The 12,799-nt window shown below is 49.0% G+C and carries 10 protein-coding genes; 2 read left to right on the plus strand and 8 right to left on the minus strand.

Annotation, left to right across the window (positions count from 1 at the left end):
- The first annotated feature begins 21 nt into the window (after positions 1 to 21).
- Positions 22 to 1,059, plus strand: coding sequence for a M42 family metallopeptidase (locus EIM92_RS19160; protein ID WP_125084190.1), 1,038 nt, complete (start codon positions 22 to 24; stop codon positions 1,057 to 1,059).
- A 721-nt stretch (positions 1,060 to 1,780) separates the two neighbouring features.
- On the opposite strand, the gene EIM92_RS19165 is transcribed toward EIM92_RS19160, so the two are convergent.
- The 8 genes from EIM92_RS19165 to hemE form a co-directional block, all read right to left on the minus strand.
- Positions 1,781 to 3,763 (minus strand): ABC-F family ATP-binding cassette domain-containing protein, encoded by a 1,983-nt coding sequence (locus EIM92_RS19165; RefSeq protein ID WP_125084191.1) that lies wholly within the window; start codon positions 3,761 to 3,763, stop codon positions 1,781 to 1,783.
- 68 nt (positions 3,764 to 3,831) lie between these two features.
- Positions 3,832 to 4,674 (minus strand): DUF92 domain-containing protein, encoded by an 843-nt coding sequence (locus EIM92_RS19170; protein ID WP_125084192.1) that lies wholly within the window; start codon positions 4,672 to 4,674, stop codon positions 3,832 to 3,834.
- 1 nt (position 4,675) lies between these two features.
- Positions 4,676 to 5,320 (minus strand): fumarylacetoacetate hydrolase family protein, encoded by a 645-nt coding sequence (locus tag EIM92_RS19175; RefSeq protein WP_125084193.1) that lies wholly within the window; start codon positions 5,318 to 5,320, stop codon positions 4,676 to 4,678.
- Between the two features lie 51 nt (positions 5,321 to 5,371).
- Positions 5,372 to 6,097 carry a glycerophosphodiester phosphodiesterase gene (locus tag EIM92_RS19180; protein ID WP_125084194.1) on the minus strand — a complete coding sequence of 242 codons (726 nt, stop codon included), beginning with the start codon at positions 6,095 to 6,097 and terminating at the stop codon, positions 5,372 to 5,374.
- A gap of 70 nt (positions 6,098 to 6,167) precedes the next feature.
- A complete protein-coding gene (locus EIM92_RS19185) occupies positions 6,168 to 7,496 on the minus strand; it encodes a CapA family protein (protein WP_125085279.1) in 1,329 nt (442 codons plus the stop codon).
- A gap of 172 nt (positions 7,497 to 7,668) precedes the next feature.
- Positions 7,669 to 9,099: a protoporphyrinogen oxidase gene (hemG, locus tag EIM92_RS19190; RefSeq protein WP_125084195.1), complete on the minus strand. Its 1,431-nt coding sequence runs from the start codon at positions 9,097 to 9,099 to the stop codon at positions 7,669 to 7,671.
- A 7-nt stretch (positions 9,100 to 9,106) separates the two neighbouring features.
- Positions 9,107 to 10,048 (minus strand): ferrochelatase, encoded by a 942-nt coding sequence (gene hemH / locus EIM92_RS19195; RefSeq protein ID WP_125085280.1) that lies wholly within the window; start codon positions 10,046 to 10,048, stop codon positions 9,107 to 9,109.
- A gap of 127 nt (positions 10,049 to 10,175) precedes the next feature.
- Positions 10,176 to 11,237 carry a uroporphyrinogen decarboxylase gene (gene hemE / locus EIM92_RS19200; RefSeq protein WP_125084196.1) on the minus strand — a complete coding sequence of 354 codons (1,062 nt, stop codon included), beginning with the start codon at positions 11,235 to 11,237 and terminating at the stop codon, positions 10,176 to 10,178.
- A 201-nt stretch (positions 11,238 to 11,438) separates the two neighbouring features.
- Here hemE and EIM92_RS19205 point away from each other — a divergent pair, with 201 nt between their 5' ends.
- Positions 11,439 to 12,656 carry an MFS transporter gene (locus tag EIM92_RS19205; protein ID WP_125084197.1) on the plus strand — a complete coding sequence of 406 codons (1,218 nt, stop codon included), beginning with the start codon at positions 11,439 to 11,441 and terminating at the stop codon, positions 12,654 to 12,656.
- Positions 12,657 to 12,799: the final 143 nt, after the last annotated feature.

Below are 12,799 nucleotides of genomic sequence, written 5' to 3' on the forward strand. Positions count from 1 at the left end.
CCATATTATATTAGGAGGCCTATTATGATTCACCCCAATGAAACCTACATTCTAGATTTACTAACAAAGCTCCTAAACACCGCCAGCCCAAGCGGCTTCACGCATCGCATCATGAAATTGATCGAGTCTGAAGCTAAAGCGCTTGGACTTCCCTATACGCAAAACGAGAAGGGGGGAGCTATAATCACTCTGAAAGGCAAGGATTCATCACGACGCATTGCTCTCAGTGCCCACGTGGATACCCTTGGAGCGATGGTTCGTTCAGTTACCTCCAAAGGAACGCTGGCAATCACCTCCGTAGGCGGCTTCATGATGCAGAGCATTGAGAACGAGTATTGTACGATTCATACCCGAAGCGGCAAAACATACACCGGTACAATATTGACCTCCCATCCCTCAGTTCATGTATACAGCGATGCCCGAGATTTCAAACGGGAAGAGAAGAACATGGAGGTTCGCATCGACGAGCTTGTGGAAAATAAAGAAGACGTCATGAAGCTGGGCATTATGACCGGTGATTTCGTATCTTTTGATGCCCGTCCGGTCATTACGCCGAGCGGATACGTCAAATCACGTCATCTCGATGACAAGGCGAGCGTTGCAGCCCTGTTCGGACTGCTTGAATCCAGCCGGCGCGAAGGATGGCAGCCGACGCACGACCTCGTACTCCTCATATCCAACTACGAGGAGGTAGGTCACGGCGCTTCCTGGATTCCAGGTGGTATTCAAGAGATGATCGCGGTAGACATGGGAGCGATGGGCGATGACCTGAACTGCAAGGAAACAGACGTATCGATATGCGCCAAGGACTCTACCGGTCCGTATGATTACGAAATGACAGGCAAACTGATTCAGCTCGCCGAAGAACTGATAATTCCCTATGCCGTGGATATCTACCCCCACTACGGCTCCGATGCCTCTGCCGCGTTAAGCGGCGGCAACAACATTCGCGCCGCTTTGCTCGGACCAGGAGTTCATGCTTCGCATGCCATGGAACGGACGCATAAACAAGCAATATTGAACACGACCAAGTTACTGGCAAGTTATGTCATGAGCTGATTCCCAGCCATGCCCCTTAGAATAAACATTGGAACCCCCTTGGTTTAACCGATGAATTCTAGGGGGTGTATTTTTATGTCGATTAACGGTCAGTAGATGTAAAGGTCAGTAAATTTAAAGGTCGGCCGCCCGAATCAGCATGTCTCGTTGGGTCAATTGCCTAGACAAAGTATCTATGGCGAATGTCTAATAAATAGGGGCGAGATCATTTCCTAAGCTAGAATACAACAAATGGAATCTATGTATTTAATTTCGCTCTAAATGAATATTTCAGAGGACTAGATGGATTTTATGCATATAAATCAAGAATCCAACCCATGATAGGCCATTTCCCTTCCTCTAACGACATGAAATCCATTTAAATTTACTTTCCAGCTGCTGCAGAAAACTAACTACCATAAATCCATTTATATAAATTGAACTATCATAACAGGTGTGGCAAGTCCATAAAATGTTCCTCACGAATACTGCTGCTCCCATTTTCATGGGGTAAAATGTCTTCATAAGAGGTAGAAATGCCGATCACAAAACCGGCCTCAAAGACGACCTCTAGCTTATACTGCCGAAGCAGCCTTCATTCAAGAAAAAACGGAGCTATCCTGAAAATCAGTGAAAACTGACTTCTGGACAACTCCATCCATTTCTTAGAAATTAATTCACTCCCTTGCCTGCGACCCATTCTTTAGTTCATCTCATATAGTTCATTAACGCACCAAATGTTTCATTTGCTTCGCTGCTGCTCAATTTTCTCAGCCAGCTCATTTAAATACGTCCAACGATCCATTAGCCGTTCAAGCTCAGCCTCCGCTTCCTGCTGCTCGGCCATCAACTCCTGCAGACGGGAAGCATCACTTGCGGCTTGCTCCATTGCCGCTGCGATCTCGGTGAGCCGCTCTTCCGCGGCTTCTACAAGCCCATCGATTGCCTCATATTCCCGTTGCTCATTATAGCTAAATTTCAATCTGTCTACACGAGACTGATCTTTCTGGCTTCCGGAACCGGATGCCTTATCGCCCTGGCTTGCAGAATCGGAAGCCGCCGAAGAAGCTTCCCTGCCCTTTGCACCGCCGGCTCCCTGACTCGTTCCAGCCTCCGAACTTTTGGCAAGCAGCTGAAGCCTCTCTTCATATTCGCTATAATCGCCGACATGAACGGCAACAACACCGTCTCCTTCAAAAGCCATGATTTTATCCACCGTACGATCCAAAAAATAGCGATCATGGGACACGACGAACACAGCCCCAGGAAATTCATCCAAATAAGCTTCCAACACCGTTAGTGTCTGGATGTCGAGATCGTTCGTCGGTTCGTCGAGCAACAGCACATTCGGAGCTCCCATCAGAACGCGGAGCAAATACAACCTGCGCTTCTCTCCGCCCGACAGCTTGCCTATCGGCGTCCATTGCATAGTTGGCGAGAACAGAAATCGTTCCAGCATCTGCGCTGCCGTAATTCGCGAGCCGTCAGCTGTTGTTATGACCTCTGCCTCTTCCTTGATGTACTCGATGACCCTTTGCTTGTCATCCATCTCCTGATGCTCCTGGGTGAAGAATCCCAGCTTCACCGTTTGACCCAGCTCTACATAGCCATGATCCGGTTCTACGCGGCCGGCAATCATATTAAGCAGTGTCGATTTGCCGCTACCGTTCGGCCCGACAATGCCGACGCGATCTCCTGGAACAGCGGTATAGTTCAGCTCCCCGATCAAAAGCCGATCCCCGGCGGACTTTCTTAACTCAGAAATCTCAACAATTCTTCGTCCAAGCCGAGTCGACGCCACCGAAATATCAAGCTGATCGCTTTTATACTCCGTTTTCTCCGCTTGCAGCTTCTCGAATCGTTCTATTCTTGCTTTCTGTTTCGTCGTCCTTGCCCTGGCACCTCTCTTGATCCAGGCAAGCTCAGTGCGCAGCAGGTTTTGCCGCTTCTGCTCCGCCGAGGCTTCCCGCTCCTCCCGCTCACTCTTCAGCTCCAGGAAGCGGCTGTAATTCGCTTCATAGCGGAACAGACGTCCATGATCCAGCTCCAGCATGACATTGCATACCCGATCCAAAAAATAACGATCATGCGTAATAAGGAGCAGGGCACCGCGCCGTCTTTGCAAATAGGACTCCAGCCATGCGACCGACTCATTATCAATATGGTTTGTTGGCTCGTCCAATATAAGCAGCTCAGAGGGAATAATAAGTGCTGAGGCCAGAGCGATTCGTTTGCGTTGTCCACCGGACAGTTGCCCGACCTTTGCTCCGAAATCGGTAATCCCCAGCTTAGATAACACGCTCTTTGCTTCACTTTCCAGACTCCAAGCCTGCAATCGATCCATCTCTTGGCTCAATCTCATCACCTCGGCCTGCAGGTGCTCGTCCGTAGGATTGAGCTCAAGTCTATCCACAGATTCCATGTATTCGGCTACCGTGCGCAATAATGGATCGCCGCCCTGGAACACCTGCCGCAATACCGTCGTCTCCGGATCAAAATCCGGGTTTTGGGGCAGGCAAGCGATCCGCACATCATTGTTTACTGCAACACGGCCGGAATCAGGCACCTCCAGTCCCGCAACAATACGCAGAAAAGTAGACTTCCCCGTTCCATTTACACCAATCACACCGATTTTGTCATACTCCTCCATACCAAAAGAAGCATCTTGAAACAGTACTTTATCCCCGTAACTTTTCGATATCTGTTCAACCGTTAAAATATTCATTTTGTTCCCTACTTTGCATAAATTACGTATTTATTGACTGCCGACTCTGTACAACTTGAACAATTTTGTCATCCGAGGATAACTTTCTGTACAATCTCTGTTAGCCATCTTCCTAAAACCAAGGCGAGACCTCCCGCCGCAAGCGAACTAATCATATTCACCATATCGTTATTCAGCCAGCTCCAGCCCCGGAGAGGAACCGTATTCTCGTTACAATGTCTGGTTGCCTCAACACTTCGGCCGCAGACTGTACAGCGATACATGCTCTGCAGTGTAGCCCCAAGGTAAGAGTCTAACATCGCTCCGGCAAAGCCAGATAAACCGCCAATCACGATCCAATAGTGAAGCGGCAGGAATATGTAAGAGGTTAGACCGCTCCACATTACGAATAGCCAGGCTGCGCCTCCAATAACGACTCCACCTGCTAAAGCCGCCGAGCTTCCAAGCAGCGAGACTCCCCCAGACGTACCAGGAGATAAAGGCCTACCATTCAAAATTGACCTTGGCGGCTTCCGGCTAAGGCTGCCCCATTCCGTTGCCCAAGTATCCGCAGTCACTGAAGCCATCACGCCGACAAAAAACAACGCCCATCCAGGATCAGGCCAGAGCGCGTTGCCTATGCAGGCAGCCATCCCCAGCCCACCATTTGCCATCACTTGACCAGCATCTCTTCGACCCGTTTTTGCATAACTTTTCTCCGTCTCCCGCTTTTGATCTGCTTTTAGCTTGGAGAATATACTTGATGAAACGAAGAATAGCAGCAATATGCCAAACCAAAACAAATTTCCGGCTCCAAAATACACCGTTCCCATCAGTGCCGCGGCCAGCATACCAGAAAGACTGAGCGACCTTTTCCAGTAAGCGGCTACTGAAACGGCAATCGCGCAAACAGCTCCTATTATCCAGTTCATATTACGATATCAAATCAGGGCCTAGCCGAACGGTACAGCTGCCCAGAACCTGTCCAGCATAATCCAGCTCCAGCTTATCTCCACTAGTTACAGGCCCTACTCCTTCAGGTGTTCCGGTGAAAATCAAGTCACCCTCGCCTAACCCATAATTCTTCGCGATAAAATCAATGATTTGCTGCAACGAGAATATCATATGACGGGGATTTCCCCGCTGAACAACTTCGCCATTCTTGCGAAGCACGAAGTCTGCCCCAGCGATATCCGCTTCTCCCGGAAAAGCGATATAAGGCGTCATGGGCGCCGAGTTAAGAAATGCTTTGGCCGCTGTCCATGGATGCCCCTGATCCTTCAGCTTGTTCTGGATGTCGCGAAGCGTAAAATCGATGCCAAAGGCCATCACATCTACCAGGTCATCTACTTTCATGCCCACCTGATAATCCCGACCAATGCGGAGTACAAGCTCAGCCTCATAGTGTATTTCGCCTCGCCCTTCCGGCAATTCGATGCTACTCCCATCCATTAGAACAGCCGCATGAGAAGGTTTCATAAAAATCAGTGGTTCAGACGGAACATTATTGCCAAGCTCCTCAATATGCAATCGGTAATTCCGCCCAACGCAGTAAATGTTCCTAATTAATTGCCTCATCGCAGGAAGCGCCTCCTAAAATTAATATCCCTGAAAAATCCCTAACTTCATTTAAAGCAACGCATCTTGCCATACATCCGGACGGTTCGTACAAATAAGTATATCTTCATGTAGCGCCGCAACACGCCGCATTGTCCGGGCATCATCGATCGTCCAAGCCATGACGGTCATCCCCAGCTTTGCGGCCCGGGAAGCCAAATCGGCGCTTAAATAGCGGTGGCTGATGGAAAGAAATGAACAACGCAGCAACTGCAGCCGCAAAAGCAAGTCCTTCGGCCTGCCCTCAATAATAAGGCCAGTACGCATACCACGCGCAAGCTCTTTTATATTAGCCAATATTCGAGGTTCAAAAGAGGTGAGCACCACATCATACTCCATCCGATGCCGCTTAATCGCGGCCACCACCTTCTCTTCAATTCCGGGATACATGTTCCCCCGGGTTTTAATTTCAATATTCGCCCGAAGCCGCCCGCACACGCCCTTTAGGAACTCATCCAGCGTGATCAGACGCTCACCCTTGAACACTCTGGATTTCCAGCTGCCGGCATCCAGCTGCTTCAATTCCTCCAGCGTCTTCTCCTTCACTGGTCCGCGCCCATCTGTCGTTCGATTCAAAGTGAAGTCATGGATCAATATCGGAATACCGTCCTTGCTCAATTGCACGTCTACTTCCACCCACTGTACATGCGGCATCTGCATAGCCATATGCACTGCGGCCATCGTATTTTCGGGAGCCTTGCTTGAGAAGCCCCGGTGAGCCACACATAAGTTGTTCAATCCTAGAGGCCTCCTTCAGCGATTTATAACATTTCTTTCAATAGCTGATGACATAAAATAATATGAATAATTACTCTTTAATGAGACTGTGCACATTTCCCAAGCTATCAATACTAATATTATTAGACAAACTCTCCACTTTCTTGAGCAACTGAGCTCCCTCTTCATCCTTTAATGGAACAGGCTGGCCGATGTCTGTGCGGAAAGGATGCAATTTCATTTGGCAGTCCCCTTGCTTTGTACACTTCGCTTCAAATACTGCTGTCTCCAAAGTATCGGGAGCTGTAGGATTTTTAGTAAAAATAAAATTTCCCGTACTATAGGCAATCCATTTGCCTTTGTATCGTTCTAGGCCTTGCAGCACGTGAGGATGACCACCGATGATCAGGTCAGCCCCAGCATCAACAAAGCTATGCGCCAGGGAGGTTTGGTGCTTCTCCAGTACTGTTGCTCGCTCCTTCCCCCAATGGGTAACAACGATTACGAGATCGGCATTCTCCCTAGCGCCTTGTATCGCTTTTACTGCCTCTTTAGGGTCATAAGCAACAGCCAAGCCTGGCTTGTTCTTGCCGGCAGCCCAATCTGCATGAGGGATGACCCGGCTAAATCCGAAGAGAGCCATTTTAATTCCTTTGCGTTCCAGATAAACCGGGGCGTAGGCATCCTGCTTATTTTTTCCGGCTCCGAAATAATGAATCTTGCTGTCTTTTAGATGCTTAATCGTATCGAGCAGGCCTTCGATACCTTGATCCAGTGTATGATTGTTCGCTAAATTCACTGCGTCTACCCCTGCTAGAAGCATAGAGGGCAGCACCTTGGGCGAGGCCTTGAATACAAATGATTTATCTTCAGCCGGCGTGCCTCGGTCCGTGACTGGCGTCTCCAGATTCAGCACACTCAAATCATCGCTAATGAATAAATCGCGAACATGCTCATAGGGATATTGATATCCTTCCTTTTCCAGCATCGATGCGACGCTTCCCGAAAATATCGTGTCTCCGGCAAAATGAAGTTGAACCGTCTCCCCGTCTTCCTGATCCTCAAACAAAGGCGGAGCTTCCTCATCATCAGGAGATTCAATCTCCATTCCTTCGTCTATTTCGTCAGCAGCCGGATGGCCGTCTTGCTCATGAGCAGATGGAGGACTCCCTTCATCCGCCTTCGAAATATCTCTGCCCTCGGCAGGATCCTCCGATGTGTGATTCAAGGAATATTCCACAGAAGCCGGCTCCTCGCTTCGCCCACTGCCTGGTGAAGTGCGTTCTTCAACGAAGTAATAGGCCCCCAAGGCAATGATAGCGATAATGAGGGACACATTTAGTGTAAGCCAGAAACGGCTTTGCCTGCGCTGTTTCTCCTGTTTTTTTGTCCGATATTTCTCTGATCTTGGTGGATACATCATAAACTCCTTTAAACCATGGTTCAAGCTCATGATTGAACCCTCATTATACTACTCGCTTCATACATGAGGAGAAAAATCACTACACCGATGATTTTATTATATCAGGTAACCTGAAATAAATAGAACCCTTCGCCTATTTTCAAGCCGAAGGGTTCCTGATTCATAACGTTTACTTCTGAACGGCAAGCTTGCTTGCCATTTGTTCCGCAAGCTCCTTGGCCTGGCGAATGCAATCCGGAAGGCCAACTCCATCAAAAGCCGCACCGGTAGCATAAATGCCCGGCAGCTCTCGTTCCAGCCTATCCCGAAACTCAGCAATATGCTGTAAATGATGTACAGGGTACTGCGGCATAGACTTCGGCAAACGGGTAATTTCTACGAACAACGGCTCTGCCGTAATATTCATGAGTTCCCGCAAGTCCTTCCGTACAAGCTCTATCAAATCGGCATCTGGATATGACACCTTCTCCTCATCACCAAAGCGCCCGACATAGCAGCGCAGGAGCATCTTATCCTCAGGGCTCGTGTGCAGCCATTTGACGCCAGTCCAGGTGCATGCCGTAATGTTGCGCCCTTCTTTACGAGGGACTAAGAAGCCGGAACCGTCAAACGATCCGCTGACGTCTTGCCGTTCGAAGGCCAGCACGACATTGGCTACGGAAACGTAGTTAATCGCATCTAGTTCGCTGACGTCTACAAGCGGTCGCAGCAAATCAGCAGCAGCAAAGGCAGGTGTTGTCACGACAACATCATCGACGATAATCCGCTCTCCGGAAGCAAGTGCAACTGTGTAACCTGCTTGATCACTGCCTCTGTGGTCCTCAATAGAGCTTACCTTCGTCTCCAGACGCTGCTCCACATCGTCCAAATCATGCACAAGAGCATGGACAAGACTTTGCAGCCCTTGACGGAAGGTCAGGAAGGCGCTCTTCTTCGTGCCAGTATGCGTCTCCACAGGCTTTTTGCCCGTCATCATCCCTTTGATCAGGCTGCCATATTTCCGCTCCATTTCGCCAAATTGCGGAAACGTCGATTGGAGGCTAAGACGATATGTGTCTCCGGCATAAATGCCCGCCAGCAGCGGTTCCGTCATATTGCTCAGCACTTCTGCTCCAAGGCGGCGCTCGATGAAAGCTCCTAGCGATTCATCCTCTGAGCTTTGCCGCGGCGCACGAACCAAATCCATCAATGCCCGAAACTTGCCACGCCAACTAACAAGTCCTGTTTTTAGAAATGGTCCCAGCTCAGTAGGTACCCCGAGTACAAGCCCCGAAGGCATCGGATGAAGACGTCCTTGATTGACGATATACGTCTTCTTTGCTTCCGGGTTTGTAGATACCAATTCGTGGTCGATCTCCAGCTCCTGTGCCAGATCAATCATCGCTGTTTTACGGGCCAGAAAAGAATCCGGCCCTTTCTCAATGACAAAGCCGTCACGGTGAAGCGTCTCAATCTTGCCGCCGAGCACCTTATCCTGTTCCAGAATTACAATTTCCGGTTTAAACCCTTTTTCTTTGTAAAATTTACGAATATAGAAGGCGGCGCTAAGTCCGGTCAAGCCCCCGCCAATGATGGCCACCTTGCGGGAAGCATCGTTCATAATCCATTCATTCCTTTGTCCAAGTGTTAAGGATGACCTCACTTAATGTCTCCATATATAAGGGATCCGTATTTAAAGAATCGATGCGTTCAAGCCGAATGTCAAGCTCCTTGGCAATCGCTTTAGCCTCAATATCTAAATCATACAGCACTTCCAGGTGATCAGAGACGAAACCTACCGGGGCCACAAGTACATCCTCGACCTGTTCCTGGCTAAGAGTTCGGAGCGTATCTAGGATATCCGGCCCCAGCCAAGGCTCTGCCGTGCGACCGGCGCTTTGCCAGGTAAAGTCCCACAAAGTCACACCAGCCTTCTCTGCGACAGCGGCAGACGTCTCTAGCAGCTGATCCTGGTATGGATCACCCATCGCGACAATTTTCTCGGGCAAGCTGTGCGCGCTGAACAATACTTTGACTTTACTCCGCTCTGCCCCCGCCTCCTCGAACAGATCGAGCTTGCTGGATACACGATCTGCAAAAGCCTGGATCAGCTTCGGATGAAGATGATAGCTATGAATGAATCTCATTTTTATGCCGCATTCCTCCGCCTTAGCCTCAGCACGCTTCACATAACCGCCTACACTCATGATCGAATAGTGTGGAGCAAGGACAATACCGATCGCTTCCGTAATACCGTCCTCAGCCATCCGGGCGACTCCATCCTCAATAAATGGTCGGGCATGCTTCAAGCCCTGGTAGCATACGAATTGCTGATCCTCGTTCGGATTCATACGGGTTAACGTCTCTTGAAGAGCTGCTACCTGACTGTCCGTATTCGCCCGCAGCGGGAACACACCACCTACGATCGCCTCATAACGGTCTTTAAGCTCCTGCAGTTGTTCTTCAGTAGGCGGATGCCCCCGGCGGATATGAGTATAATACTGTTCTACTTGATCCAGACTCTCCGGTGTTCCGTAAGACATGACTAATACACCTATTTTGTTCACGATTATCCTCACCTCTCTCTTCGTTATTAAGGCTTATCGATCTACAATCATGCTTCCTCTTGAACTTCCTTAGTTGATGTTCCTCATATTTGAATTATTTATATATGAGTGGCTTCAGTCAGTATCTCATCTATGTCGTCTGCAGCTTCTGCCGCGAAATAGCTTCGGAAGAATAATCATGAACATACTCAGTCAGCTCGCGGAGCTTATCCAGCGAAGCTTCGGGAAATAGACCATGTCCCAAATTAAATATAAAGCCTGGCGACTCAACTCCCTGATCAATGATTTCCCGGGCATACTCTTTAATAACCTCCATTGGCCCAGTTAATACTAGTGGATCTAAGTTGCCTTGGATGGCGTACTTCCCGCTAGTCCGGCGTCGGCCTTCGCGGATCGGAACGCGCCAGTCTATACCAATCACATCCACCGGAAGGTCAGTTAATGTCGGTAACAGCTCTCCTGAGCTGACGCCTGGGAAATAAATTTTTGGTACATTCAAATCCTTCAGTTCTGCAAATATACGTTGAATCGTCGGCAGCACAAAAATTTGGAAATCCTTAGCCGACAAAGCGCCTACCCAGCTGTCGAACAGTTGGAACGCCTTCCCTCCATGCTTAACATGAGCGCGCAAGTACGTGATAACCATGTCCCCAAGCTTCTCCATCAGCGTGTGCCATAGCTGAGGTTCACCATACATTAAGCTCTTGGTACGAATATAGTTCTTTGAAGGTCGGCCCTCAATCAAATAGCTGGCCAGCGTAAATGGAGCTCCCGCAAACGTAATGAGCGGAACCTCCAGCTCCTTGTCCAGAATCGAAATCGTCTTCAGGATATGGGATAGATCCTTCTCTACATCAATCGGCTTGAGTCGGTCAATATCCTCTTTCGTGCGAATCGGATTATGGATGACCGGTCCGACATCTTTAACAATATCAAAATCAATACCGATTGAAGCAACCGGATTCATAATATCTGAATATAAAATAGCAGCATCCACGCCCAGTTTTTTTACTGGCATGAGCGTTACTTCAGCAGCGAGCTCAGGCTGAAGGCAAATTTCAAGTAAGCTATACTTCTCCTTGATCTTGCGATACTCCGGGTCATATCTCCCAGCCTGGCGCATGTACCAGACAGGAGTACGATCCACTTCCTGCCCGAGACAGGCACGAATAAACCGATCATTATAACTCATGTAAGCTAGCCCCCAATATTTAAAATTTCCCTATATTACATTATGCCCTTTTTAAAAGTAAGTAACAACTGTCACACCTTGACTGCCAATGACAATACTATGACATCCTCTATCGGGATACTTAATTTAGGTATGATATAATTAGTGCGTTTATGGAAAATATTATACACAGGCGAGATTGTACAGAAAGGAAGTGAAAAAGTGAAGGACAATACTTGGAAAGTGAACGTCCTTGTGCTTTGGTTCGGCCAGTTCCTTGTCAATGCCGGCATGACCATGATCACTCCGTTTCTGTCTCTTTACTTGGCAAGAGATCTGCACGTGCAGGGCGAGCAAGCGATCGGTTTGTGGGCCGGGTCGATATTTGCCGCAAACTTTGCCACAGCTTTTATTTTTCAACCAATTTGGGGCAAACTCGCTGACAGGTACGGCCGAAAAATTATGCTGCTGCGTTCCGGCTTTGGGATGGCGATCGTTATCACATTAATGGGCTTCGCCACGCAGCCCTGGCATCTACTTGCCCTGCGCATGCTGAATGGCACGATTTCCGGATTCAACCCGGCGGCAGTCGCTCTCGTCTCAGGCACTGCTCCGAAAGAGCGTATGGGCTTTGCGATGGGTGTAGTGCAATCCGGTATTGTTGCTGGAACGATTCTTGGTCCGCTTATCGGTGGATTACTGGCGGAATGGGTTGGATTCCGGCCTATTTTCTATATTACAGGGATATTGCTATTCGTCGCCTCTGTCCTTGCTCTTCTGTTCGTGCGCGAAAAATTCGATCGCGAGGAAGCAGCGCATGTTCCACAAATCTCTATTCTGCAGGGACTTATCGAGCTGAACAAAACACCACAATTGACTGCGCTATTTGCAGTAACTTTCTTGCTGCAATTCGCGATGCTAAGCCCGATGTCGCTTCTACCGATCTATGTGGAACATCTGCACGGCATTGCAACCAATGTCCCGTTCTGGGCGGGCGTAGTCACCGCGGCCACCGGCATATCAAACATGATTACCTCCCCCGTGCTCGGAAGAGTCAGCGACAAGATCGGAGCACACCGCATTCTAACCTACTGCTTAGTCGGAGCTGCTGCGACACTAATTCCGCAGGCCTTCGTTCAAAGCGTATGGCAGCTTATTATTATCCGCTTCCTGATGGGGGTATTTATGGGCGGGTTACTGCCGAGCGTTAACTCGCTTATACGACACTATACCCCTGACGGCATGGAGAGCCGTGCTTTCGGCTTTAATAGCAGTACACTGGCTCTTGGAAATATGCTCGGTGCGTTGATCGGCGGATTTCTATCCGGGTATATCGGCATTGAGGGAATCTTCATCATTTCAGGAGTATTGCTCTTGTGCAACACGGTCTGGGTTAGATTGAAGCTGTATGGTAAACCAAAGCTCTCAGCGCTGAAATAAGGGCTAACATTGTGACGTAGTTCCAAGGCATAGCCCAACAGCAGGCAGAGGCAGGGAAGCTAGTAAACGAAAACGGGATGGATGATCAAAGCTAACTGGGCTCGCTTCACTGAACGGTGTCATGCGTAGGACAGGGCCATTTC

Source organism: Paenibacillus lentus, from assembly GCF_003931855.1.
GTDB classification, from domain to species: domain Bacteria; phylum Bacillota; class Bacilli; order Paenibacillales; family Paenibacillaceae; genus Fontibacillus; species Fontibacillus lentus.

What these genes read in the sequence shown, in the direction of transcription:
- EIM92_RS19165 (WP_125084191.1), bottom strand. Translation starts at nt 3,763, where the DNA reads ATGAATATTTTAACGGTTGAACAGATATCGAAAAGTTACGGGGATAAA.
- hemG (WP_125084195.1), bottom strand. Translation starts at nt 9,099, where the DNA reads ATGAACGATGCTTCCCGCAAGGTGGCCATCATTGGCGGGGGCTTGACC.
- EIM92_RS19175 (WP_125084193.1), bottom strand. Translation starts at nt 5,320, where the DNA reads ATGAGGCAATTAATTAGGAACATTTACTGCGTTGGGCGGAATTACCGA.
- EIM92_RS19170 (WP_125084192.1), bottom strand. Translation starts at nt 4,674, where the DNA reads ATGAACTGGATAATAGGAGCTGTTTGCGCGATTGCCGTTTCAGTAGCC.
- hemE (WP_125084196.1), bottom strand. Translation starts at nt 11,237, where the DNA reads ATGAGTTATAATGATCGGTTTATTCGTGCCTGTCTCGGGCAGGAAGTG.
- EIM92_RS19185 (WP_125085279.1), bottom strand. Translation starts at nt 7,496, where the DNA reads ATGTATCCACCAAGATCAGAGAAATATCGGACAAAAAAACAGGAGAAA.